This window comes from Roseateles sp. FW305-36 (assembly GCF_058787015.1).
This window is the reverse complement of record NZ_JBYSZK010000011.1, coordinates 75,096-99,124: the sequence shown is the minus strand read 5'-3', so window position 1 is coordinate 99,124 and position 24,029 is coordinate 75,096. Positions and strand designations below refer to the sequence as shown.

At 69.9% G+C, this 24,029-nt stretch carries 23 protein-coding genes; 7 read left to right on the top strand and 16 right to left on the bottom strand.

Annotated features, from left to right (window positions below):
* Positions 1 to 8: 8 nt before the first annotated feature.
* Positions 9 to 665, bottom strand: a complete 657-nt coding sequence (locus AC3WOE_RS20230) for an NAD(P)-dependent oxidoreductase (RefSeq protein WP_492692984.1) — start codon at positions 663 to 665, stop codon at positions 9 to 11.
* A gap of 82 nt (positions 666 to 747) precedes the next feature.
* On the opposite strand from AC3WOE_RS20230, the gene AC3WOE_RS20225 reads away from it, so the two are divergent.
* On the top strand, positions 748 to 1,686 hold the full coding sequence (locus tag AC3WOE_RS20225) for a LysR family transcriptional regulator (protein WP_492692983.1): 939 nt from the start codon (positions 748 to 750) through the stop codon (positions 1,684 to 1,686).
* Here the strand turns inward: AC3WOE_RS20225 and AC3WOE_RS20220 are convergent.
* Positions 1,683 to 3,389 (bottom strand): GGDEF domain-containing protein, encoded by a 1,707-nt coding sequence (locus tag AC3WOE_RS20220; protein WP_492692981.1) that lies wholly within the window; start codon positions 3,387 to 3,389, stop codon positions 1,683 to 1,685. The genes AC3WOE_RS20225 and AC3WOE_RS20220 overlap by 4 nt on opposite strands.
* Before the next feature lie 38 nt (positions 3,390 to 3,427).
* Between AC3WOE_RS20220 and AC3WOE_RS20215 the strand changes: the two genes are divergently transcribed.
* From AC3WOE_RS20215 to AC3WOE_RS20205, 3 genes are read left to right on the top strand one after another with little or no spacing between them, the layout of a single operon-like run.
* Positions 3,428 to 4,240 (top strand): DUF429 domain-containing protein, encoded by an 813-nt coding sequence (locus AC3WOE_RS20215; RefSeq protein WP_492692979.1) that lies wholly within the window; start codon positions 3,428 to 3,430, stop codon positions 4,238 to 4,240.
* 17 nt (positions 4,241 to 4,257) lie between these two features.
* Positions 4,258 to 4,851, top strand: coding sequence for a hypothetical protein (locus AC3WOE_RS20210; RefSeq protein ID WP_492692977.1), 594 nt, complete (start codon positions 4,258 to 4,260; stop codon positions 4,849 to 4,851).
* A gap of 4 nt (positions 4,852 to 4,855) precedes the next feature.
* On the top strand, positions 4,856 to 5,749 hold the full coding sequence (locus AC3WOE_RS20205; protein WP_492692976.1) for a hypothetical protein: 894 nt from the start codon (positions 4,856 to 4,858) through the stop codon (positions 5,747 to 5,749).
* Here AC3WOE_RS20205 and AC3WOE_RS20200 read toward each other — a convergent pair.
* From AC3WOE_RS20200 to AC3WOE_RS20150, 11 genes are all read right to left on the bottom strand, one after another.
* Positions 5,746 to 6,408 (bottom strand): anti-sigma factor family protein, encoded by a 663-nt coding sequence (locus tag AC3WOE_RS20200; RefSeq protein WP_492692975.1) that lies wholly within the window; start codon positions 6,406 to 6,408, stop codon positions 5,746 to 5,748. The genes AC3WOE_RS20205 and AC3WOE_RS20200 overlap by 4 nt on opposite strands.
* On the bottom strand, positions 6,408 to 6,938 hold the full coding sequence (locus AC3WOE_RS20195; RefSeq protein WP_492692973.1) for a sigma-70 family RNA polymerase sigma factor: 531 nt from the start codon (positions 6,936 to 6,938) through the stop codon (positions 6,408 to 6,410). The genes AC3WOE_RS20200 and AC3WOE_RS20195 overlap by 1 nt, the downstream gene beginning before the upstream one ends.
* A complete protein-coding gene (locus tag AC3WOE_RS20190) occupies positions 6,935 to 7,234 on the bottom strand; it encodes a cupredoxin domain-containing protein (protein WP_492692972.1) in 300 nt (99 codons plus the stop codon). Before AC3WOE_RS20190 ends, AC3WOE_RS20195 begins: the two co-directional genes overlap by 4 nt.
* A 119-nt stretch (positions 7,235 to 7,353) precedes the next feature.
* Positions 7,354 to 8,226 (bottom strand): metallophosphoesterase family protein, encoded by an 873-nt coding sequence (locus tag AC3WOE_RS20185; protein WP_492692971.1) that lies wholly within the window; start codon positions 8,224 to 8,226, stop codon positions 7,354 to 7,356.
* Between the two features lie 55 nt (positions 8,227 to 8,281).
* Complete coding sequence (locus AC3WOE_RS20180; protein ID WP_492692969.1) at positions 8,282 to 8,653, bottom strand: c-type cytochrome; 372 nt, start codon at positions 8,651 to 8,653, stop codon at positions 8,282 to 8,284.
* A gap of 27 nt (positions 8,654 to 8,680) precedes the next feature.
* The gene (locus AC3WOE_RS20175; RefSeq protein ID WP_492692968.1) at positions 8,681 to 9,100 is read right to left on the bottom strand and encodes a PH domain-containing protein; all 420 of its coding nucleotides are present in this window, start codon (positions 9,098 to 9,100) and stop codon (positions 8,681 to 8,683) included.
* 45 nt (positions 9,101 to 9,145) lie between these two features.
* Complete coding sequence (locus tag AC3WOE_RS20170) at positions 9,146 to 10,558, bottom strand: amidohydrolase family protein (RefSeq protein WP_492692967.1); 1,413 nt, start codon at positions 10,556 to 10,558, stop codon at positions 9,146 to 9,148.
* Positions 10,559 to 10,585: 27 nt separating this feature from the next.
* Positions 10,586 to 11,419: a phosphodiesterase gene (locus AC3WOE_RS20165; protein WP_492692966.1), complete on the bottom strand. Its 834-nt coding sequence runs from the start codon at positions 11,417 to 11,419 to the stop codon at positions 10,586 to 10,588.
* 10 nt (positions 11,420 to 11,429) lie between these two features.
* Entirely contained in the window at positions 11,430 to 12,350 is a 921-nt protein-coding gene (gene rocF / locus AC3WOE_RS20160) for an arginase (RefSeq protein WP_492692964.1), read from the bottom strand.
* Positions 12,351 to 12,354: 4 nt separating this feature from the next.
* Complete coding sequence (locus AC3WOE_RS20155; protein ID WP_492692963.1) at positions 12,355 to 13,230, bottom strand: LOG family protein; 876 nt, start codon at positions 13,228 to 13,230, stop codon at positions 12,355 to 12,357.
* Positions 13,231 to 13,297: 67 nt separating this feature from the next.
* Positions 13,298 to 14,047 (bottom strand): HesA/MoeB/ThiF family protein, encoded by a 750-nt coding sequence (locus AC3WOE_RS20150; RefSeq protein ID WP_492692962.1) that lies wholly within the window; start codon positions 14,045 to 14,047, stop codon positions 13,298 to 13,300.
* A gap of 83 nt (positions 14,048 to 14,130) precedes the next feature.
* Here AC3WOE_RS20150 and AC3WOE_RS20145 point away from each other — a divergent pair, with 83 nt between their 5' ends.
* Positions 14,131 to 15,297: an MFS transporter gene (locus tag AC3WOE_RS20145; protein ID WP_492692960.1), complete on the top strand. Its 1,167-nt coding sequence runs from the start codon at positions 14,131 to 14,133 to the stop codon at positions 15,295 to 15,297.
* A gap of 77 nt (positions 15,298 to 15,374) precedes the next feature.
* On the opposite strand, the gene AC3WOE_RS20140 is transcribed toward AC3WOE_RS20145, so the two are convergent.
* Positions 15,375 to 16,814, bottom strand: a complete 1,440-nt coding sequence (locus AC3WOE_RS20140; RefSeq protein ID WP_492692959.1) for a S41 family peptidase — start codon at positions 16,812 to 16,814, stop codon at positions 15,375 to 15,377.
* Between the two features lie 201 nt (positions 16,815 to 17,015).
* The gene (locus AC3WOE_RS20135; protein WP_492692957.1) at positions 17,016 to 18,398 is read right to left on the bottom strand and encodes a metallophosphoesterase family protein; all 1,383 of its coding nucleotides are present in this window, start codon (positions 18,396 to 18,398) and stop codon (positions 17,016 to 17,018) included.
* A gap of 94 nt (positions 18,399 to 18,492) precedes the next feature.
* On the opposite strand from AC3WOE_RS20135, the gene pelA reads away from it, so the two are divergent.
* Together pelA and AC3WOE_RS20125 are read left to right on the top strand one after the other, a co-directional pair.
* Positions 18,493 to 19,794 carry a pectate lyase gene (pelA, locus tag AC3WOE_RS20130; protein ID WP_492692955.1) on the top strand — a complete coding sequence of 434 codons (1,302 nt, stop codon included), beginning with the start codon at positions 18,493 to 18,495 and terminating at the stop codon, positions 19,792 to 19,794.
* Between the two features lie 64 nt (positions 19,795 to 19,858).
* A complete protein-coding gene (locus AC3WOE_RS20125; protein ID WP_492692953.1) occupies positions 19,859 to 21,709 on the top strand; it encodes a sensor domain-containing diguanylate cyclase in 1,851 nt (616 codons plus the stop codon).
* Positions 21,710 to 21,725: 16 nt separating this feature from the next.
* On the opposite strand, the gene AC3WOE_RS20120 is transcribed toward AC3WOE_RS20125, so the two are convergent.
* Positions 21,726 to 23,978, bottom strand: coding sequence for a TonB-dependent receptor (locus tag AC3WOE_RS20120; protein WP_492692951.1), 2,253 nt, complete (start codon positions 23,976 to 23,978; stop codon positions 21,726 to 21,728).
* Between the last annotated feature and the right edge of the window lie 51 nt (positions 23,979 to 24,029).

Sequence of the window (24,029 nt, the reverse complement as noted above, 5' to 3'; positions counted from 1 at the left end):
CCGTCATCTCATAGCGCGGCGACGGTGAAGCGGGCGCGCAGATGGCGTGGTTGCTCGATCTCGTCGGCGATGGCGACGGCGAGGTCGGCGACCGAGATGCCGGCGGGCTTGTCGCCGGCCATCAGCAGCTCTTCGCCGCCGACGCGGTAGGCGCCGCTGCGTTCGCCCGGGGCCAGCATCGCCGGCGGGCTCAGGAAGGTCCAGTCCAGTTTCTTGTTGTCGCGCAGGGCCGTGAGGTGGTCACGCGCGGCACGGGCGCCCGGGACGATGTTGGGCGGCACATGGCCGGCGAACTCGGGCGTGTCGACCAGCTGCACGCCGGGCGCGACGAACAGGCTGCCGGCGCCGCCGACGACGAGCAGGCGCTTCACGCCACTGGCCTCGACGCCCTGGCTGATGGCGGCGGCGCCGCGCAGGAACTTGTCATAGAGCTCGGACTCGTTCCAGCCTGGGTTGAAGGCCGACACGACGGCGTCGTGGCCGCGCACGGCGGTGGCGACGGCATTCGCGTCATAGGCGTCGGCGGCGACGGCGGTCAGGCCCGCGCGTGCCTCCAGCTTGGCCGGGTCGCGTGCCAGGGCGGTGACGCGGTGGCCGCGCTGCAGCAGTTCGGTCAGGACGGCGCTGCCGACGAATCCGGTGGGGCCGATGAGGGCGATGTTCATGAGGTTCTCCAAGGTGTGGATCGATGGATGAACGATATGGGCTTCACGATATGGCGATAAGACCGTCAAAATCGCCAAGACTTTGAAGCAGGGATTCAAGATGGTCGATCTCAAGCCCTATGCCGTGTTTGCCGAGACCGTCGCCGCCGGCTCCATGAGCGCGGCCGGGCGGCGCCTCGGCATGAGCCCGTCGGCCGTCAGTCAGACGCTGCGCGCGTTGGAGCGCCAGGCCGGCGTGACGCTGCTGACCCGCTCGACCCGCAAGCTGACCCTGACCGAGGCCGGCGAGCGCTGCTACCCGCACTGCCTGCGCCTCGTCGAAGCGGCCCGCGCGGCGGCCGATTCACTGGCCCACGCCCGCGATGCGCCCAGCGGCGAATTGCGCGTGGCAGCGCCCGTGGGCTTCGCGGCCCATATCGCCCAGGCCCTGGCGCCGGTGTTGGCCCAGGCGCCGGGCCTGAGGCTGCGCCTGCTGGTGGACGACGCCATGATCGACCTTATCGACGAGCGCATCGACATCGCGGTGCGCGTCGGCCAGCTGGCCGATTCGAACTGGATTGCGCGGCCGCTGTGCGAGATCGAGATGATCCTGTGTGCCGCACCGGCCTATGTCGCTCGCCATGGCCTGCCGTCAACGCCGGCCGACCTGCCGGGCTTCGACTGGATCGCCTGGGCGCGCGAGACGCGGGACGCTGGCGACGCGGTGCCGACCATCGCCCTGCTGCTGCACGGTGCCGGCGGCGAGAGCCAGCGCCTGCAGGTGCCGGTGCGCATCGCCAGCAACAACCATGTGGCCTTGCAGCAGATGTGCGAGCAGGGCTTGGGGCTGGCCCGCCTGGGGTATGCCGACGTGTTGGCCCAGCTGTCCCGCGGCACCCTGGTGCATCTGCTGCCGCAATGGCGCATCACGCCGCTGCCGGTCGCCGCCGTGTCGCAGCGGCGAGAAGGCGAGCCGGCCAAGATCAGGGTGGCGGTGGAAGCGCTGAAGCGATATTTCGCGACGCTGCCGGGGCTTGCCTAGTCGACGTGCACGCGGTTGCGCCCACCCCGCTTGGCCGCATACAGCGCATGGTCGGCGCGGTTGAGCAGGGTGTCGCCCTGATGCTGATGGGGCGAACCACCCGAGATGCCGACGCTGATGCGCACGACCAGGCCCGGCGTGACGGCCGCCCAGTCGTGTTCGACGACGGCCAGGCGCAGGCGCTCGCAGATCTCGGCGGCCTGCTGGGGCGCGATGCCGACCAGCACGGCCAGGAATTCCTCGCCGCCGATGCGGGCCATCAGGTCGGCGCTGCGCAGGCGGTGGCGCAGCAGCTGGGCGAGCTGCTGCAGCACGGCGTCGCCGACCGCGTGGCCGTGGGTGTCGTTGATCTTCTTGAAGTGATCGACGTCCAGGGTCGCGACGCTGATGACCTGGCCGGCCATGCGCGCGCCCTCGACCAGCAGGGGCAGGGCGAACTCGGCGTGGCGGCGGTTGTGCAGGCCGGTCAGCACGTCCTCGTGGGCGGCGCGGTCCAGGGCCATGGCGTGTTCGCGCAGGCGCTGCTGCTCGGTCTCGAGGTGAGCCGCGCGGGCGCGTTCGCGGCGGGCGTCGGCGGCGGCACTGTCGGCGCGGGCCTGGGCCTGCTCGACCTGGTCGCGGATCAGGATGACCTCGGTCTGCAGCACCAGGTTGTCGCGCGTGATCTGGCGGTCCAGGCCGACGAGCTCCTCCAGCCAGGCCAGCGCTTCGCGGAACTGGCCGCAGGCCTTGTGGGTCTCGTACAGCGAGCGGATCAGCAGGCGGCGCAGCTTGGGTGGCGGCTCGACGGCGGCATGCAGCAGGGCGTCGAGGATGTTGGCAGCCTGCACGGGCTCGCCGTTGAGGCGCAGAAAGACGGCGCGTTGCACGTCGGCCTCGATGGCCAGGGTGCGATAGCCGTGGTCGTGAGCGAGGTGGCCGAACTCGTTGAGCAGGGGCAGGGCGGTGTCGAGCAGGCCGCCGGCCAGCAGCGCATTGACGAGGTTGGACACGGCCACCGCCACCTGGAAGGGGCTGCCGGACTGGCGCGCCAGCGTGGTGGCCTGGTCGGCGGTGCGGCGGGCATTGGCCACGGCACCGGACAGGATGGCGGTATCGCCCAGGGCCTGGGCCTCTTCGACGCGGCGCAGCCAGAAGTAGGCCAGGTTGTTGTGGCAGGAGAACAGCACCTCGGCGCAATCGGTGCGCTCGGCAATCTCCAGCGCCTGCTCTGCATAGGCGCAGGCCTGGCTGGGGTTCTCCAGGCTCGCATAGGCGACGCCGACGCGGTTCAACGCCCAGGCTTCGCGCACGGGGTCGGCGGCGCGGCGGGCCGCGGCCAGGGCCTTCATGCCGCACTCCAGCGCCTCGCGGCCCATCAGCAATTGGCCGTAGACGAAGCACTGGCTGGTCAGCGCGTCGGCCAGCAGGATGTCGTCGGCCAGGCGTTCGGCCAGGGTCAGGGCCTCGGTGGCGCAGCGCGCGCTGGCCGTCAGCTTGCCCAGGCGCGGGTACTGGTGGGCCAGCAGGGCCAGGATTTCGGCGCGCCGATGCGCTTGCGTCGGCGGGCAGGTCAGCAGCAACTGCTCGAGGGCTTCGCTGGACGCCTGGTAGGCCCCGGCAGCAGCGCGCTGGCGCGCGTCGGCAAAGGCATCGTCGAAGGCGCCGGCGTCAAAACCGGTGTCTCGGGCGGGCAGGGCGGGCAGGTCTAGCAGGTCTGACATGGAATCCGCCGATTTTGCCCAGCCCCAGAATGCCGGCCATGACGGACATCGCTGTTTTCGGGGTCGACTTCACGAGTGCGCCCCGCCGCGCCAAGCCCATCGTCGTTGCCGCGGGGCAGCGCCACGGTGCCGTGGTGCGCTTCACGGGGCTGGTAGCGCTACACAGCCTGGACGAGTTTTCGGCCTGGCTGAGCCGGCCCGGGCCGTGGGTGGCCGGGTTCGACCTGCCCTTCGGCCTGCCGCGCGAGCTGGTCGAGCATCTGGGCTGGCCCACCGACTACGCCGCGCTGATGGCGCATTACGCCAGCCTGGGCCGCGACGAGATCCGTGATCGCTTCGCGGCCTTTTGCGATGCGCGACCCGCGGGTTTCAAGTTCGCCCACCGCGCCTGCGACTTGCCGGCCGGGTCCAGCCCCAGCATGAAATGGGTCAACCCGCCGGTGGCCTGGATGCTGCATGCCGGTGTGCCGCGCCTCATCGCGGCCGGCGTGCATCTGCCTGGCCATCTGGACGGCGACACCAGCCGTGTCGCGCTCGAGGCCTACCCCGGCCTGCTGGCCCGCGAGCTGATCGCCCGCCGTTCCTACAAGAGCGACAGCAAGGCCGCGCAGACGCCGGAGCGGCTGATCGCGCGCAAGGACATCGTCGAGGGCCTGGAGCAGGGCCGCACGCGGCTGGGGCTGAGGCTCAAGCTCAGCCACGCCCAGCGCGACGAGCTGGTGGCCGACGCCAGCGGCGACAGCCTAGACGCCGTGCTCGCGATGCTGCAGGCCGCCTGGGCCGCCACCCAGCCGCGCTTCAGCTGGCCGCAAGCTGTCGATCCCATCGAGGGATGGATAGTCGGCGCCTGAGCCGCGACGATGCGGGCATGAAACTCAAACACCTGCTCCCCGCCGCCGCGCTCGCATTCCTCGCCTTCAACGGCACGGCCTCCGCCGCCGACCCTGGCCTGAAGATCAGCCTCGCCCACGACAGCGAACGCGAACGCCAGACGCAAGCCCAGCTCGAACGCCTGCTGCAGACCTATGACGTCTCGCGCTGGGTCCACACCCGCGACATCGTCATCGACGAGACCGAGATCCCGCACAGCCATCCGGTGCTGACCCTGCATGCGCGTCACCTCAAGGACGACGACCTGCTGCTGTCCACCTTCGTGCATGAGCAGACGCACCGCATGCTGGACGAGCATCCGGCCGAGCATGCCGCGGCGGTGCGCGCGCTGCGCAAGCTCTACCCGCGCATTCCCGTCGACTATCCGGAGGGCTCGGACAGCGCCGAGGTCAACTACGACCACCTCATCATCATCTACATCGAGTACCGCGCCGACCAGCGCCTGATGGGCGAGCTGCGGGCGCGCGCCGTCATGGAGTTCTTCGCCCACGACCATTACCGCTGGCTCTACCGCGAGTTGCTGCGCGACCCCGAGAAGGTGGGCCGCATCGTCAAGGCCAACGGCCTTTGAGCGCATGGAGCGGCGCCGTCTCTGCACCGCCGCGCTGCTCGGTCTGCTGCCGCTGCAGTCCAGGGCGGACAGCCTGCGCCTGCCTTCCGGTGAGGTGGTGCTGAAGCTGGATGGCGACTTCCCTGCCGACACGCGGCGTGAGATCGACGTCTGGATCGCACGCAGCCTGGCTGCGCTGGTCGGCTATTTCGGCCGCCAGCCCCAACCGCGCATCGAGCTGCGCCTGCATGCGGCGCCGGGCGAAGGCGTGGGTGGCGGTCGTACGGACGTCGACCCCGAGCCCTTCGTCAGCGTGCGCGTCGGCCGCGAGACCCGGCCCGCACGCTTCCTGGACGACTGGGTGCTGGTGCATGAACTCGTGCACCTCAGCGTGCCCAATCTGCCGCGCGCCCATGACTGGTTCCACGAGGGCCTGGCCACCTATGTCGAGACGGTGGCGCGTGCGCGTGCCGGCATCACGCCCTTCACTCAGCTCTGGACCGAGCTGCTCCACGGCATGCCCCAGGGCCAGCCCGCGAGCGGCGACCGCGGACTGGACGGCACGCGCAGCTGGGGGCGGCTGTATTGGGGTGGCGCTCTCTTCTGCCTGCAGGCCGATGTGCGCATGCTGCGCGCCAGCGGTGGTCGTGCCGGGTTGCGGCAGGCGCTGCAAGGCGTGCAGGCGGCCGGCGGCCACTACGGCCAGGACTGGAGCATCAGGCGGCTGCTCGCGGTGGCCGACGCCGCCGTCGGCCAGACCGTGCTGACCGATCTCTACCGCGACGTGAAGGACACGGCCGCGCCGGTAGACCTGGCCGCGTTGTGGCGCGAGCTGGGCGTGGTGGCGCAGGGCGACGGCGTGAAGCTGGACGATGCGGCGCCCGCTGCCGCGATCCGGCGCGCCATCGAAGGGCGCTAGTGAGCTGCCGCGCGCCAGGCTGAGGCAAAGCGCTCCAGCTCCGTGAGGTCGACATCCGACACGGCCCAGTACTGCATGGCGCCATCGCTCCAGCGAACCAGGTTGAAGCCGCGGCGCTGCAGCTTTTCCTCCGCGACGCCGCGGTCGACCGGCCATTGATAGAGGTCGATCTTGTGCAGCCTGACCTGGTAGGCCAGCGCAGCCGTCGGTCGTCCCTGCACGGCCTGCACGCGGCCGCCCAGCAGCGCAAAGCCCTGCTCGCGCAGCGGTCCGTCGAGCACCGTGGGCGCGTAGTCGAGCCGGCCCTGGAACCAGGGTTTGACGGTGTGGCGGTCGCTGGACGCGACCTCGTAGAGCGGCCCGACCTGCAGGGCGCGCACATGGGCGGCGACGAGGTCGTCGGGCAGTTCACCATCGGGCACGCGCAGCAGGACCAGCGTCAGCATGACGCCCAGGGCCAGGCCACCGGCGCCGGCCAAAGCAGGGTGGATGCGCAGCAGCCCGGCGAGGCGCTCGCGCCAGTTCACGCGGGCGACCGGCTTCTCCTGGGCCGCGGACTGCAGCGTGATCTGTGTGCGCACGGCCGCGCGCAGGCGCTCGTCCGCCGGGTGGCGGCTGGCATGCTGCTGCAGCAGGCGGGTGAGGTCGTCGTCGTTCATCAGGGCAGGCCTGCCAGGCTGAGCTGGCGCTTGAGTTGAGCACGGGCACGCGAGAGCCGCGACATGACGGTGCCGATGGGAATGCCGGCGATGTGGGCGATGTCGCGGTAGTCCAGGCCTTCGAGTTCGCGCAGCACGATGACCTCGCGCATCGGCGGGCTCAAGGCACGCAAGGCCGCATCCACCAGCGTGCGTTCGCGCTGCGTGCCCAGGGCCGTGAGCGGGTCGGGCGTCGGGCTGGGCGACTGGGCTTCGAGCTGGTCCCAACCGTCTTCGTCCAGCAACGTCACGTCGGCGCGGCCGCGCTCGCGCGCCAGGGCCGTGAAGCAGGCATTGCGCACGATGCCGAGAAACCAGGGCTTGGCCTCCTCGGCGCTGCGCAGCGAGGCGAAGTAGCGGAAGGCGCGCAGGGCGGCCTCCTGTACCGCGTCCTCGGCGGCCGACGCGTCGCGCAGCAGCCAGCGCGCGAGGTTGTGCGCCGCGTCGAGCAGCGGCAGCACGGTGGCCTCGAATTGCCGGGCGTCGGTCATGTCACCACAAAGTTGCCGTCCATGCCCTCGTGGCCGTCGCCGCAGAAGTTGTCGCACAGGAAGGCGAGCTCGCCCGGGGCCTTGGGCGTGAGGACGAGGCGGGTGACGCGGCCGGGCATGAGGTCGGTGCGCAGGTTGAGGTCGGGCACGTAGAAGCCGTGCGCGAAGTCGAGGGAGCGTATCAGCAGCACGACCGGTTCGCCGGCTTTCAAGGCGATGACGTTGGGCGTGAACTTGAAGCGCTGGGCGGTGATCTCGATCTCGCGCGGCGGCTGGGCGCGGGCGGAGGTCAGCACCCCGCCTCCAGCTGCGGCACCCATCAGCAACAGATGACGGCGAGTCAGTAAGGCACCCTTCGCGCTGCGCGCTGTCCCGCCAAGCGGGAGCTGAGCCCCTTCGGGCGGCCGGGCGGGGCTCATGCCGCAGAGACCCCATGCTCGATGCGCTCGATGTCCTTGCCACCGGCTTCCACTTCGCGCCAGCCCAGGCCGCGGTAGGGCGCGGCCGGGTCCCAGGGCAGGGCGACCGGCTTGTCGGCCGTGCCGGGTGCGGGCAGCGGGAAGATCAGCGAGCGCGCCGAGTGGTGGGCGATATGGCCCGTCATCTGGTGGTGCTCCTGGTGGATGTGGCCATAGAAGACGGTGACGTTCTTGTGCGGCATCAACAGGGCCAGGGCCTGGTCGCCATCGCGGGTGTGCCAATCCCATTTGGGCACCAGCGGAAACAGCGGGCGGTGAGCCAGCACGACCAGTGGCGCGTTCGGATCGAGCTTGGCCAGCTCGGCCTGCATCCAGGCCAGTTGCTCGGCGCCCAGGGTGGTGCCGCGGTCGGACACGTTGTCCAGCGCGATGAAGTGCACGCCCTTGTGATCGAAGCGGTACCAGGTGTCGCCGAACATCTCCTTGAAGGCGGCGCCGCGGTCCAGCGAGGCGTCGTGCTCGCCGGGCATGAAGCGCACCGTCCTGACCTTGAGTTCGCCGACGATCTGCTTGAACTCGGCCATGCGGCGGCGGCGCTCGGCGGGGTCGTCGGTGGTGTGGGTCAGGTCGCCCGTGAAGACGACGAAGTCGGGCGGCTTGGCCAGCGCGTTGACGGCCGCGATGGCCTTGGGCAAGGTGCCGCGCGCATCCGGGTTGGGTGCACCCTGGAAGCCCCAGTGCGTGTCGGAAAGCTGCACGAAATAGAACTCGTCCTGAGGACGGCCGGCGCTGGCGCAGCCGGTCAGGGCGCCCGAAAAGATGGCGCCGCCGCCGAGGCCGGCGAGGTGGAGAAAGTCGCGTCGCTGCATGGCATTCGCTCGCGTGGAAGTGGTGACCTCATGCGATACCTGCCGTCGCTTCGGTTTATTCCTTGTTTTTTGCGAGCGTCCGCAAAAAGGCGATCACGTCGGCCCGTTCGCCGGCATCGGACAGGCTGACGCCCATGGCCTGGCCAGGGACCAGGGCCTCGGGGTCGGTCAGCCAGCGGTCCAGGCTGGCCTCGTTCCAGGTGATGCCGGAGCGCTTCAGCGCCGCCGAATAGTTCGTGAAGCCCTTGGCCGTGCCGGCCAGGCGCCCGAACACGCCGCGGTGAGCCGGGCCGACGCCGTTGAAGTCCACCGAGTGGCAGGCGGCGCAGCGGGCCTGGTAGACGGCCTGGCCGCGGGGGGCGTCGGCAGCGCTGGCCTGAGAGGCTGCGACGAGCAGCGAGGAGAGGAGGATGAGGGGTTTGAGCATGACTGCTCTACCCCGGCAGTCCTGGCTTTATTCCCGATGCACCGCGTCCTGCGCCTCGACGAATGCGCGGCGAAACACCAGCGGCTCCGCGATGCCGTCAATGGGTGCATGGGACGCACCCGTGCCCGCGATGACCAGCGTCCCGAAGTTGAGCATGCGACCCACCAGCGACTGATCGACCTGGATGCTCTCCACCTTGTTGATGTTGATCTCGATGGTGTGGCGACGAATGAAGCCGTGCTTGACGATCAACCGCTTGGTGGTCACTGCCACCTCGGTGGAGCGGATGCGCACATAGGCCACGCCCCAGAGAATGAGCCCCAGCCCGAAGGCAGGCAGCAACAGCAGCCCGAACAGCAGCAGGTGCCAGACCGACCACAGGCTGGTGCGCCCGAGGTGGACGACTTCCTCGCCGGGCACGAGGACCTCATCGACGTAGTTGGACATGGCGAGATCTTTTCCTCTGAAGGATGAGCGGGATGGATGCGACCGTCAGCGCAGGCCGACCTGCCCCTTCCAGGCATTCAGGATCTTGGCGCGGTCCCAGGCCCGCCCGGCCTTCATCGTCCACGCGACCTCGGGCAGGACCGGCTTGGTCGCATCCAGCGGCGCCGCGAAGGCGATCAGGTCGGCGCGCAGGCCCGGGGCGATGCGGCCGATGTCGGCCGTGCGGCCCAGATACGTCGCGCCGTTGGCCGTCATGACCTTGACCGTCGTCGCCGCATCGAAGCCGGCCTCGCGCAGCAGCTCGAACTGGCGCAGCGACGAATAGCCGGGGATGACGCCGCCATAGCCGGTCGGGTCGGTGCCGGCGACGAGCAGGCCGCCGGCGTCGTGGAAGCGCTTCTCCCAGACCATGTTCTTCGGAAAGATGCGGCCATACGGATTCGGGCCACCGCGCTGGATGGCGGTGTAGCGGCTGACGTATTGCTCGCGCAGCTGCGGCATCAGCAGGTCGAGTGCCGCGGCCGGGGCCATGGGGCGGCCGTAGGAGAAGGTCTCGAAGATGGTCAGCGTGGAGGTGAGCGCGACCTTCTTCTCGATCATCTGGCGTTGCAGGGCTGCCATGCGTGGGTCGTCGACGGCCAGGGCGTCGAGTGACTTGGGAGCGGCATCGCCGCCGGGGCAGACGTCAGCCTGCTTGCCGTCGACAAAGTCCGTGGACGCGAAGAAGCCGTGCTCGAGGTTGTCGATGCCCATGGCCGAGGCCTCGGCATAGGTCACCGCGCAGAGATGGGCCGTGACCTTGGCCTTGCGCTCGTGGGCCGCCTTCACTATTGCCGAGAGCTGCTCGCGCGTCAGGTGCATATAGCCCTTGTACGAGGTCGCCCCGACGTCGGCCCAGTAGCCGACCTGGCGCACCGCGTCGGCCGCGTCGACGAGGCGCGGCACCTGGGCGACAAAGGCCTGGATGCCGTTCAGGAAGGGCGCCGTCACGTCGAGATCGGGCCCGGGCGCCTTGCCGTCGCGGATGTCCTTCCAGGTGTTGAGGTCGGCATAGGGGCTCATGCTGCCGGCCGTGCGCATCGTCGTCACGCCGCCAGCGAGATAGAGCAACGGGAAGCTCTGGAAGAAAGCGCCGTAGCTGCCGCGCTCGGTCGGATAGAACATGTGCTCGTGCAGCAGCACGAAGCCGGGCATCAGCGCGCCGCCGGCCAGGTCTTTCACCAGCGCGCCGGCCGGTGCCTTCAATTCCGCGTCGGGCAGCACCTCGGCGATGCGGCCGTCGCGGATCAGCACGCTCATGTGCTCGCGCGGTGCGCTGCCGCTGCCGTCGTAGAGCTGGGCATTGCGCAGCAGCGTGACGGGGGCGGTGAAGAGGGTGTAGCGCTCGACGTCATTGGACTGCTGCGCGAAAGCCTGGGCAGCGGTGGCAAGTGCGAGGACGGCGAGCGGCTTTTTCATGCGCTGCATCCTCCCACGTCGCAGGCCCTAATGGTCTGAGATCAACTCGGGTGTGCCGGCGTGAGCCAGGTGGCTGACCAGCGGCAGGCCCGGCCCCCAGGCATGGATGAGCCAGCCGGCCGGCTCCAGCGCGATGGACAGCGGTGCATCCGTGCCGAGATTCAATTCGACCTGGTGGGCCGTGGAGGGCGCGCTGAGGGTGGCGGCATGCGCCACCCGGCCCAGGGTCATGCGGTGCAGGTGGCCGCAGACGACTCGCTGGACCTGCGGGTGGGCGGCGATCAGCGCCTCGAAGCCGGCAAGGCCGTCCCGCAGCGACATCGTGTCCATGACCACGAGGCCGGTCGCGTGCGGCGGGTGGTGGAGGGCGACGATGGTGGGAACGGACGGTCGCTCGGCCAGCAGGGCCCGGGCCTGGGCCAGTCGCGCGTCGTCGAAGCCGCCTTCGGGCCGGCCTGGCACCAGGCTGTCCAGCACCACCAGCCGCAGCGGGCCGGGCAGGTCCAGGGCGTACTGGATGGCCGGCGCGCCGGCCTCGCCGCAGTGCACCTTCGGCAGCGCGGCGAAGGCCTGCCGCAGCGGCTCGCGCGCGTCGTGGTTGCCGGGCAGCAGGGCGAGCGGCAAGGCGGCGTCGATGAGGGGCTGCAGCAGTTCGCGCAACTGGGCGTATTCGGCCGGATGGCCGGCGTCGACGAGGTCGCCGCTGATCAGCACGGCCACCGGCCGCGGGCGGATCTGCAGCACGCGCTCGACCGCATGGCGCAGGGCCGCGGCGGTGTCGACGCGGCCGCAGATCAGCCGGCCCGGATGGGTGATGTGCGGGTCGCTGAGCTGGACGAGCAGATAGGGCGTGGCGTCCATGGCGAGCGACTTACTTGCGCATCAGCGTCGACTTGCCGAACAGCGATTCGATGAGATCGACCGCGACCAGCGCGGTGCGGTTCTTCTCGTCCAGGGCGGGGTTCAGCTCCATCAGGTCCATGGAGGCCATGCGGCCGGTGTCGGCAATCATCTCCATGCACAGATGGGCTTCGCGGTAGGTCGGGCCGCCGCCGACCGTCGTGCCGACGCCGGGCGCCATGACGGGGTCGAGGAAGTCGACGTCGAAGCTGACGTGCAGATGGGTGTTGTCGTCGAGCGTTGCCAGGGCCAGCTCCATGGTGTGGCGCATGCCCATTTCGTCGATGAAGCGCATGTCGAACACTTCGAGGTCGTGCTCGTGCACGAAGGCGCGCTCGCCCTCGTCGACGCTGCGGATGCCGATCTGGCGGATCCACTTCGGGCTGATGGCCGGCACGTGGCCGCCGATCTCGATCAGTTCCTTGGGACCGAAGCCGCACAGGCAGGCCACGGGCATGCCGTGGATGTTGCCGCTGGGGGTCAGCTCGCTGGTGTTGAAGTCGGCATGGGCGTCCAGCCACAGCACGCGCAGCTTCTTGCCGGCGTCGCGGCAGTGGCGGGCCACGGCGCTGATGGAGCCCAGGCCCAGGCAGTGGTCGCCGCCGAGCAGGATGGGCATGCGGCCGGTCTTGAGCTCGTTGTAGACGGCGTCATGCACGGTCTGGTTCCAGGCCACCACTTCCTGCAGATGGCGGTAGCCGTCGGTCGGCGGCAGCCAGGGGTTGGACGGGCCGCTGAGGTTGCCGCGGTCGACGACGTCGACACCGCGGGCACGCAGGGCTTCGGCCAGGCCGGCCACTCGCATGGCCTCGGGGCCCATGCTGGCGCCACGGGCACCGGCGCCGATGTCGGTGGGGGCGCCGATCAGGGAGACATTGCGGAGTTTGGTCATGGCATCAGGCGCCCGCAGGTGCGGCGAGTTCGGGTTGGGATTCGAGGATGGCCCAGGCTTCCTCGGCGGTCTCGACATAGTGGAAGAGCTGCTCGTCGCCCGGGCTGATCATGCCGGTCTCCAGCAGCAGCTCGATATTGAGCAGCCGGCTCCAGAACTCGCGGCCGACCAGCAGGATGGGGCGGGGACGGCTCTTCTTGGTCTGGATCAGCGTCAGCGTCTCGAACAGCTCATCCAGCGTGCCGAAGCCGCCGGGGAAGCAGACCAGGGCGACGGCGCGCATCAGGAAATGCATCTTGCGCAGGCCGAAGTAGTGGAAGCGGAAGCACAGCTCCGGCGTGATGTAGGGGTTGGGGTACTGCTCGTGCGGCAGCACGATGTTCAGGCCGACGCTCTTGCCGCCCATCTCGTAGGCGCCACGGTTGCCGGCTTCCATGATGCCGGGACCGCCGCCGGTGGCGATGACGACGTGGTTGCCGCGCTCGTTGCAGGCGGCCGTGGCGATCTGGGCGAAGCGGCGCGCTTCCTCGTAGTAGCGGCTCATGGCGAGCTGGCGGCGCGCCTTGACGGCGCCGGCCTCGTCGCCGCGGTCTTCGGCGACGGTCAGCAGGGCCTGCGCGGCCTCGGCCGACAGGATGCGGGCGCTGCCGAAGATGACGATGGTGGATTTGACGCCCTGCTCGTTCTGCAGCAGCTCGGGCTTCATCAGCTCCAGCTGCATGCGCACGGCGCGCATGTCCTGGCGCAGCAGGAAGGGCTCGTCCTTGAAAGCCAGGTTGTAGGCGGCGCCCGGGCCGTCGTAGTCGGGATGCGGGGGCAGGTCGCGGCACTCTTCCTTCGCAGTCGGGAAGTTGCGCGTCGGGACGTCGGTGGGCTTCATGGGCGGGCGGGATTCTGTGGTCTTTGGAACTGGATTTTGTGCCCCATTGCGAGGCACCCGCCGGATTTCATCCAGCGCCGCAAATAGCGCACTCCGGGTCGCGCTGCATGGCGATCTCGCTCCACTGCATGCGCCGGCCGTCCAGCATCAGCAGCCGCCCGGCAAGCGGCTCACCCACGCCGGCCAGCAGCTTGAGGGCCTCGGCGGCCTGCATGCTGCCGACGATGCCCACCAGCGGCGCGAACACGCCCATGGTGGAGCAGGCCACGTCCTCGAAGCCGGATTCCGGCGGGAACAGGCAGGCATAGCAGGGCAGTTCACGCGAGCGGCTGTCATAGACGCTGATCTGGCCGTCGAAGCCAATCGCTGCGCCCGAAACCAGCGGCCTGGCGTGACGGACGCAGGCGGCATTGACGAGATGGCGGGTGGCAAAGTTGTCGGTGCAGTCGAGCACGACGTCGGCGCGCGGGACCTCTTCGTCGAGCAGGGCGGCATCGGCCTTCAGCGCGATGGCGCGCAGCTTCACGCCGGGGTTGAGGGCCGCCATGCGGGCGGCGGCGGACTCGACCTTGAGCTTGTCCAGGCTGCCCATGTCATGCGCGATCTGGCGCTGCAGATTGGTCAGCGACACCGTGTCGTGGTCGACCAGGGTGATGCGGCCGACGCCGGCCGAGGCCAGATAGAGGGCCACGGGCGAGCCCAGGCCGCCAGCGCCGATGACGAGGGCGCTGGCGTCCAGCAGGCGCTGCTGGCCCTCGATGCCGATCTCGTCCAGCATCAGATGGCGGGAGTAGCGCAGCAGATCGTCGTCAGTCATGGCCGGCAGGATAGCGCCAGGCCATCGGCGGGAGACCCGTGCACGGGCAGGGGCTTGCGGCCTGGGCCGACACTCGCGGCCCCATGACGTCGCCCTCCCTGACTCCCGCACCGCTCAGCCCCGCGCTGACGCTGCTGCTCGCCACGGCCACCGGCCTGGCCGTCGCCTCCCTCTACTACGTCCAGCCCCTGCTGGGCCTGCTGTCCGAGCAGTTCGGCGTCGGCAGCGCCACCATCGGCCTGCTGCCCACGCTGACCCAGCTGGGCTATGCCGCGGCCATCCTGCTGCTGTCGCCACTGGGCGACCGCTTCGACCGGCGGCGCATCATCGCGGTCAAGTCCGTTGCCCTGGTCGCAGCCCTTGCCTTCGCCGCGCTGGCGCCGGGCTTCGTGGCCCTGTGCCTGGCCTGCGTGGTCATCGGGCTGACGGCCACGCTGGCCCAGGACATCGTGCCCGCCGTGGCCACGCTGGCGCCCGATGCCGAGCGCGGCAAGCGCGTCGGCCAGGTCATGACGGGCCTGCTGCTGGGCATCCTGCTGTCGCGGGTGGCCGCGGGCTCGCTGGCGGCCCTGGCCGGCTGGCGGGCGGTCTACGGCATAGCCGCCGTCGCCGTGGCGTTGCTGATCCCGCTGCTGTGGCGGCGCCTGCCCCGCTTCGTGCCGGCGACGTCGGCAGGCTACGGTTCGCTGCTGGCGTCGATGGCCGGCCTGTGGGCCAGGCACCCGGCGCTGCGGCGGGCGGCCCTGGCGCAAGGCCTGCTGAGCGTGGCCTTCAGCGCCTTCTGGTCGACGCTGGCCCTGGTGCTGGCGGGGCCGGACTTCGGCCAGGGCAGCGCGGTGGCCGGCGCCTTCGGGCTGGCTGGTGCGGCCGGCGCCCTGGCCGCGCCGCTGGCGGGGGGGCTGGCCGACAGGCGCGGCCCGCAGGCCGTCATCCGCGTCGGGGCCCTGCTCGTGCTGGCCGCCTTCGCGGTGCAGGCGCTGGCGCCCGCTTCGCTGTGGCTGCTGGTGGCCGTGGCCATCGTCTTCGACCTGGGCGTGCAGGCGGCCCTCGTATCGCACCAGAGCGTCGTCTACAGCCTCGACCCGGCCTCGCGCAGCCGGCTCAATGCGGTGCTGGTCAGCTCGATGTTCGTCGGCATGGCCAGCGGCGCTGCATTGGGTTCAAGCTTGTTGGCGCATTTCGGCTGGCGGGCCGTGCCGGCCCTGGGCGCCGCCGCTGCCCTGGGCGCGCTCGCCTTCATACGTCGCTAGCGCGCGGCGCAAAAAAAGAGGGCCTCTTGCGAGGCCCTTGTGCTTCTTGAAGTCCGTGAAGTCCGGAGTCTTTGTCGTTATTCCGTGGTCTTGGCTTCGGCCTTGCGCTCGACTGCCGACTTGGAGGCGATGACCGGCTGGCCCTTGAGCTTGTTCAAGGCCTGCATCAGCGGGAAGTCCTCGGTGGAACCGAACTCCGGCAGCGGCTTGGGCGGCTCGGCGCGCTTGGCGTACTCGGCTTCCAGCTTCTGGCGGGCTTCCTCGCGGGCCTTGGTGCGGGCTTCGTTCTCTTCGGTCTCGGGGCCGTTGTTCAGGTGCTTCTCGAGGTCGGCTTCGCGCATGCGCAGGGCGGCGAAGACATTGCCTTCGGCGGTTTCGTCCAGCAGCACGTCGGGCACGATGCCCTTGGCCTGGATGGAGCGGCCGCTCGGCGTGTAGTAGCGCGCCGTCGTGATCTTCAGGGCCGTTTCCGGGCCGAGCTGGCGCACGGTCTGGACCGAGCCCTTGCCGAAGGTCTGGGCGCCCATGACGATGGCGCGGTGGTGGTCCTGCAGGGCGCCGGCCACGATCTCGCTAGCGCTGGCCGAACCTTCGTTGACGAGCACCACCAGGGGCACGTTCTTCAGGGCGGCGGGCAGGCGCCTGATCGGGTCGTCACTGGGGCGGCGGCGGTAGTCTTCCGGATCGGCCTTGTAGCTGGCCTTGGATTCGGCGATCTGGCCGTTGGTCGAAACGACTTCCACGCCCTTGGGCAGGAAGGCCGCCGAGATGGCGATGGCGCCGTCCAGCAGGCCGCCCGGGTCGTTGCGCAGGTCGAGCACCAGGCCCTTCAGGTTGGGGTCCTGCTTGTAGAGCTCCTCGAGCTTCTTGGCGAAGTCGTCGACGGTGCGGTCCTGGAACTGGCTGACGCGGATCCAGCCATAGCCCGGCTCGACGACCTTGGCGCGCACGCTCTGGACCTTGATCTCCTCGCGGACGATGGTCACGGGGAAGCTGCGGTTCTCGCCCTTGCGGAAGATAGTGAGGCTGACCTTGGTGGACGGATCGCCGCGCATCTTCTTGACGGCCTGGTCGATGGTCATGCCACGCACGGGGGTGTCGTCGATGCGGCTGATCAGGTCGCCGCTCTTCAGGCCGGCGCGGAAGGCGGGCGAGCCTTCGATGGGGGAGACGATCTTGACCAGGCCGTCTTCCATGCCGATCTCGATGCCGACGCCGACGAACTTGCCGGTCGTGCCTTCACGGAATTCCTTGAAGGTCTTCTTGTCGAAGAACTGGGAGTGGGGGTCCAGGCCGGACACCATGCCGGCGATGGCGTCGTTGATCAGCTTCTTCTCGTCGACGGATTCGACGTAGTCGCTCTTGACGAGGCCGAAGACATGCGCGAGCTGCTGCATCTCGTCCAGGGGCAGCGGCGAAAAGCTGCTGCGCGCGTTGGCCTGGATCTGCATCGTGGTGAGTGCACCCGCGACGGCACCGAGGGCAACCCAACCGGCGACTTTCAATCTGGAGCTCATGTAGCCGAGTCCTCTATCAACGTGATCCTGTCGAAACAGCTTGACAGGTGAGGCCAGTTTAGCCGCCGGTGATTTATGCGCAGCATCGATTTACTTGCCGGAAACCCTTCAAATCGGGTAGGCAGTGATGGAATGCGCGGGCGTTACTTTTCGTGCCGCCTGTCGAAAGTCAGGGGTAGGCCAGGGTGACAAGCTGTGTCCTCAGCAGCTGAGTTTCTGCCCGGCCAGCCAGCAGGTCGACAGCGGCTGGCCCAGGGCGTTCAGAGCCTGCAACTGCCAGCCTTCGGGCGTCGCCGTCAGCAGGGACAGGCCGAAATCCGTGTGGGTCTGCACCGTCTCCAGCCGGGCGCCGGGCAGCAATTCGTAACCCAGGGCCGCGGCGTCGTTGACCCGGCCCGACGCCGCCGACCCCCCATTGCCGATGACCAGGGTGACGGGGTGGTTGCTGGCGAAGCCCAGGGCTTCGTGCATATGGATGTGGCCATGCAGGCTGGCCTGCACGCCCGGCGGGAAGAGGCGGCGGCCGAAGGCGTCCTGCAGCAGCGGGGTCAGGCCCGAGCGGACGGTGGCCGGCGCGCCGGTCGGGCTGGGGCTGAAGGCCAGGCTGGGGTGGTGGTCGACGAACAGGCTCTGGGCGCCGCCCCGGGCCAGGTCCGCCACGCGGTCGAGCTGCTCGCGCCAGCGCGCCCAGGCCGGCGAGCCCTTGGGCGGCGTGCGGCTGCCGATCTCCGACGAGTCAAAGATGATGAGCTGGCTGCGCGGCGACAGCGGCACGGCGAAGGGGGCCGTGAAGTCGCCGTCGTTCACGTCCGCGCCCGCGGGCTGGCAGGCCCGGGCCGGGCCGGTCTCGGCGTCCAGGTAGCGCAGCCAGCCCTGGCCGGCGCGGGCGCAGGCCTCGTGGTTGCCGCGCACGAAGACCCAGGGGGCGGCGGCCAGCAGGGCCCGGGCGGGCTGGAAGAAGTCGGCCTGCCAGGTGTCGTCGCCATAGCCCCAGGGGCTGCCGGCACAGGCAGTCATGCCCGCCGGGCAGGGGCTCTCGCGGTAGTGGTAGTCGCCGACGTGGATGACGAGGTCGGGCTGGAGGGCCAGCGCCTGGGCCAGCACGCGGGGGAAGGGCCAGTCCGAGGCGTCGCTGCAGCCCTGGAAATCGCGGTCCGAGGCCTTGAGGCGGCAGCCGGTGTCGCCGATGACGACGATGCGGCGAACCTCGGCGGCGGGGGCCTGCAGGTTGATGTCGCCGACCTGGACGCTGTCGGCGTCGGCCGGCCAGGGAGCTTCGCAGGCGCGCAGCGTGAAGTGCGTCGGCTTGCGTTCGGGCTCCTTGTTGCCCGGCGGCGGGGTCTCGTCGCCGGGGGCGCTGCGCTCCTGCATGGCCGCGCTGCCGCCGGGCCAGTGCAGCGTCGGGCAACTGGCTTCACCCGTGAGGGCCCGCACCGCCCAGGCCGGGCCGGCGACGGCCTGCACCCAGGCCTGTTGCAGACCGACCAGCGCCGGGGCCGGCGCGGGCGGCGGCGGTGGAGGCGTGGCACAACCGGCCAGCACCAGCAGGGCGACCAGCGCCGGGAAACGCGCGCAATGAATCATGTGTCGATCAACTGTGTGAGCGGCGCCAGATTAGCGCCCTCGCGGCTTGCACGAGCCGGTAGATTGCCGGCCACCCCCAACTTCGGCGCCTCCCATGCCCGCTGCCCGCCGCCTCACCCTGCTTGCCCTGCTCATCTCGTCCTCGGCTTTCGGGGCGCAGATCGGCGTCATCCCGCCGGCCCTGCCGCTGAATGCCGAGCGGGTGGCGGCGCTGCCGGAGGCGGAGCGCAAGCCCTGGGCCGACTACCTGGCCCGTTCCGACGCCCAGCGCGCCGCCGACCGTGCCGCGCTGGCCGCCGAGCGCCAGGACATGACAACGCTGCCTGCAGCGCCCGCCGGTGGCCACAGCGAGGGCAGCATGCCGCTGGACAAGCCGGCCGCCTGGTACGCGGGCGACGCGGCCCTGCTCGTGGCCCGCAACATCCTCAGCTTCCAGACTCCGGCCGGCGGCTGGGGCAAGAACCAGCCACGCGACCAGCCGCCGCGCGAGCGCGGTCAGGCCTTCGTGGCCGACAACAACCTCAAGAAGCCCACGCCCGGCGACTTCGACACGCCCAAGGACCCGCAGTGGAGCTATGTCGGCACCATCGACAACGACGCCACCATCAACGAGATCCGCTTCCTGGCTCGCGTGGCGGCACAGTTCCCGGGTGAGGCGGGCAGCGCCTACCGCCAGTCGGTCGAGCGCGGCCTGCGCTATCTGCTGGCGGCGCAGTTTCCCAATGGCGGTTGGCCCCAGGTCTGGCCGCTGCAGGGCGGCTATCACGACGCCATCACGCTGAACGACAACGCCCTGGTAGAGGTGGCCGAGCTGATGGGCGCGGCGTCCCAGAGCGAGCTGGATCTGGGCTTTCTGCCGGCGGCGTTGAAGGCCGAGGCCGCGGCAGCCGAAGCGCGCGCCGTGCAGTCGCTGCTGGCCACGCAGATCCGCCTCAATGGCAGGCCGGCGTTGTGGGCCCAGCAGCACGACCCGCTGACGCTGGCGCCGGCCTCGGCCCGCAACTACGAGCCGCCGGCCCTGTGCAGCGGCGAGAGCGCCAAGGCCCTGGCCTTTCTGATGAGTCTGCCCAAGCCCTCGCCGGCCGTTGTTGACGCGGTGAAGGGCGGCATCGCGACGTTGAAATCACTGGCCGTGCGTGACCGGGCCTGGATCAAGGTCGACGAGGCCCAGGGCCGGCGCCTCGTCGAGCAGCCCGGTGCCGGGCCGCTGTGGGCGCGCTACTACGACGCGACCACGCTCAAGCCCGTCTTCGGTGACCGCGACAAGAGCCTGCACGACGACGTCAACGAGATCAGCCTGGAGCGCCGCAACGGCTATGCCTGGTGGGGCAACTGGCCGGTGAAGACGCTCGCGGCCTACGAGGCCTGGGTGGCCCGTTGGAGCCGGCGGCCGTGAGGAGCCGGCCGGTGCGGTGCCCGGCCGTAACATGTGGAGGGCAGGGCCTTGCGCCGCCTTCTTCATGCCCGTCCAGCGTCTGTCCCGTCAGTTCAAGCGCCTGCTGATCGCAGGCAACCTGCTCTTCCTCGTGCTGTTGGCCGGCGTGGCTTGGCTGTCCGCGCGCTCCAGCCACCAGGCGCACACGGACCGAGCCCGTCAGACCGTCGAGAACCTGGCCCGCTCCGTCAGCCAGAACGTGGCGGCCGAGATCCGCCTGATCGACAGCACGCTGGCCTCCATCATCCAGGAGCTGGAGCGCCGGCATCCCGACGGACCGCTGGATGTCGGCGCGGCGCGGGTCATCATCGACGGGCAGCGCCGGCTGCTGCCGGAGGTGGACGGCATCCGGATTACCGACGACCAGGGCCGCGTGCTGACCAGCGACAGCGCCGCACCGGTGAGCGTCGGCGACCGGCCCTATTTCGCGCAGGCGCGTGAGCGGCCCGACGCGCTGGCCCTGTCGGAGCCGCTGCTGAGCCGTGTCACGGGACGCTGGAGCATCGTGATGGCCCGGGCCCTGCGGGGCCGCGACGGGCGCTTTCTGGGCATCGCCTACGCGGTGCTGTCGGCGGAGCATTTCATCGACCGCTTCGAGACCGTGGCCCGCGGCACGCGCGGCGCCGTGGCGCTGCGCACCGACGCGCTGAACCTCGTCGCCCGCTATGTGCCCGGTGCGACCGACCGCCTGGCCGGCATCGGGGGCAACCGGGTTTCGGCCGAGCTGGCCGACGTGCTGACCCACCGCCGCGAGAGCGGCTTCTACGTCACGCGCGCCGCATTGGATGGTATCGAGCGTGCCTCGGCCTACCAGCGCGTGGCGGGCTATCCGCTGACCGTGCTGGTGGGCCTGGATACCCAGGATTTCTACGGTCCCTGGCGGCGCGAGGCCGTGCAGCTGGGCCTGCTCAGCGGGCTGCTAGGGCTGCTCGTCGTCACGCTGTCGGCCTTCGTGCTGCTGCGCCAGCGCGACTTGTTGGGTACCCAGGTCGCGCTGGCGCAGCTGGCTGCGGAGCAGCAGGTCATGCTGGACAACGAGATCGTCGGCATCGCCAGGGCGGCCGACCGCCAGACCGTCTGGCACAACCGCGCGCTGGCACGCATGCTGGGCTACGAGCCGGGCGAGCTGATCGGCCGGCCCACGCGCGAGGTCTATGCCGACGAGGCCGACTACCGGCGTGTCGGACAGGCCTACGCCGGACTGGCCGAAGGCCGGCAGTACCGCACCGAGGTGCAGATGCGGTGCAAGGACGGCAGCCTGGTGTGGATCGACCTGAGCGGCGTGCGGCTGCCAGACGGGCAGTCGATGTGGGTCATGGTGGACATCTCGCGCGCGAAGGCCAGCGAGGCGAGCGCCGAGCATCGCGCCAGCCACGACGAGCTGACCGGCTTGCCCAACCGCTCCCAGCTGGACCCGGCGATTGCCGGCGCGATCCGGCAGGCGCGCCAGGGTGGCCACAAGCTGGCCGTGGCCTTCATCGACCTCGATGGCTTCAAGGCCGTCAACGACGAATTGGGGCATGACGCCGGTGATGCGCTGCTGCGCGAGATGGCCCGTCGCATCGGCCAGAGCATCCGCGCCGGGGACCTGGCGGCCCGTCTGGGCGGCGATGAGTTCGTCGTCGTGCTGAACGCCGTGTACCGGCGCGAGGATGTCGAGCCGGTGCTGATGCGCATGCTGCAGGCGCTGGAGGTGCCGGTGGCACTGCCGGGCGGCGCGACGGTCGGTGTAGGGGCCAGCGTGGGGGTGGCGCTGTGGCCCGACGACGGTTTGCAGGCGCAGGCGTTGATGGCCCGCGCCGACCAGGCCATGTATGCCGCCAAGCGGGCCGGCAAGCACCGCATCGAGTTCAGCGCGGGGAGCCCGGACGCTTGAGGGCGCCCGGTCCGGCTCAGAACTCCGCCTTGGCCGACAGCTGCCAGCTGCGCGGCGCCTGGAAGACGTACTGGTCGTACTTGGCGACCTTGGCCGGGCTGATGGACGTGACGTCCTGCTTGTCCATCAGGTTGAAGACGTTGAGCTGCAGCTTCAGGCCCTTGACGCCCCAGCCCAGGGCCGTGAAGCGGTAGGACAGGCTGAGGTCGGTGTTGGTCGTCGCGGCGATGCGGTAGGCCTCGTAGGCGGCCGGGTTGGCGGCGTCGTAGTCCTGCTGGTAGCTGCGGCCGGTGCGCTTGAAGATCAGCGAGGCGCCCCAGGGGCCGCTGTTGTAGAGGGCGCCCAGCGCCGCCGTCATGTCGGGCGCGCCCGAGATGGTCTTGCCCGTGTCGTTGGCCGTGGCCTTGTTGAGCGAGGCGTTCGCATAGGCCGCGAAGCCGCCGCCGATCATCCAGGTGGCCTGGCCCTCCACGCCCTTGTAGACCGCGCCGCCGATGTTGACGTAGGCGGCCGCGGTGCCGCCCAGGCCGTTGGAGACGTATTTGTTGGTGAAGTTGATCCTGTAGACGTCGGCGTCCCATGTGAAGGCGGCGCTTTTGCCGACGATGCCGAGCTGGTAGTTGGTGGACTTCTGCGGGTCGCTGCTGTTCTGGGTCGGGTCGGCGATGTAGAAGGATTTCAGGTCGGGGATCTGGAAGCCCTTGGCGTATTGCGCATAGGCGGCCAGGCCCTGGCCGATCTGCTGGTTCAGCGTCAGGAAGGGCAGGTTGGCGCCGAAGTTGACGCTGGCGTTCTGCGGCAGTCGCGTCGTCTGGTTGACCAGGGCGCTGACCGAGCGCGTGATGTCCACATGCTTGAAGCCGGGCGTGATGGTGGTGCCGGCCAGCGGCTCCCACTCGAACTCGGCATATGGCTGGAAGGACGAGATGCGCGACTGCTGGTCGAACAGCACGCTTGCGTTCTGCACCGGCGTCGGCTTGGTCTCGCGCGGGTCGCGCACGCCCAGGGTCAGGTCCAGGTCGTACTGGTGGCGGTCGGTGTCGGAGCTTTCGCCCCAAGCGCCGGCGCGCAGCAGGCCGGTGTCGAACAGCTGGGTCTCGGTGCGGAAGATGCCGCCCATCACACGGTATTTGTTCTGCTTGTCGATGCCGGGGATGTCGGCATTGCCCTTGGGGCCGGCCTTGGTGCCGGGGGCGGTGGCGCCGGTCGGGTCGGTCGACGAGATGGTCTGGTTGTCGTAGCTGTAGCTGTAGGCCTGGGCTTCGGTCGAGAAGCCGGCCGACCAGCGCGAGCGCAGGCGCAGGTACTCGAAGTCCGTCGCCTTGCCGGTGTGGTTGAAGCCGGTGTAGTTGAAGCTTGTCGGGTCGTCGTTGAGGCTGTAGTTCTTGCCGTATTTGGCGACCTGGTCCAGCGTCGGGCCCTTGTTGTTGTCGGGCTGCACATAGCGGATGCGGTTGACGGAGGCGAAGCCGGTCAGCGTGTGGTCGGCCGACAGCGGCAGATCGACCTTGAGCGTCACGTTGTTGCTGGCGATCTGGTTGCCGCTGAGGTAGCCGTCGGAGGACAGGCGCTGCACATTGAGCTGCACCGTGGCCTTGTTCAGCGAGGCGATCTGGCCGCTTTCCAGCGCCACGCCCAGCAGGCGCGTGTTCCATTTGCCGACCGAGGCGAAGACGCTGCCGCCGGCCTCCTTGCCGGCCTGCTTGGAGAACAGGTTCAGCGAGCCGCCGAAGGTGGCGAAGCCGAGGTTGCTGGCATTGCCCGGGCCGCGCTCGACGACGGCGCCGCCGATGACGGCGCCGGGGAAGAAGGACGTGGAGTGATGGGCGGGGTTGTTGGTGTCGCCCCAGGGAATGCCGTCGAAGGTGATGTTGTACTGGTCGTCGCTGAAGCCGCGCAGCGTCGTCTTGGTCTCCGACAGGCCGGGGCCATTGGCCGAGTCGCCCGACACGCTGGGCGCGATGGCGACAATGCGGCTGTACTCGGCGGTGGGGGCGACCGACTGCTCGATGAACTCGCGCGTGATGACCGACTGCGGCTGCGTGGCCGTCAGGCTGGCCTGCGTGGGCGCCACGGCCGAGGCGGTGTTCTTCTCCTTGCGATAGGCGCCCGACTGGGCCGTGACGGTGACGGCTTCGAGCTTGATGGGGTTGGCGTCCGGCCGCGCTGCCTCGTCGGCGTGGGCGCCGAAGGACAGGGTGAGCCCGGCCAGCGCGAGACAGCGGCTCAGCGGAAGAAGGGCGTGCGGGGACGTCGGGCGGTGGCGCATGGCGGGCTTTCTCATAAGCGGCGTGGCCGCTTGTTGCAAAAGCCCGGCAGA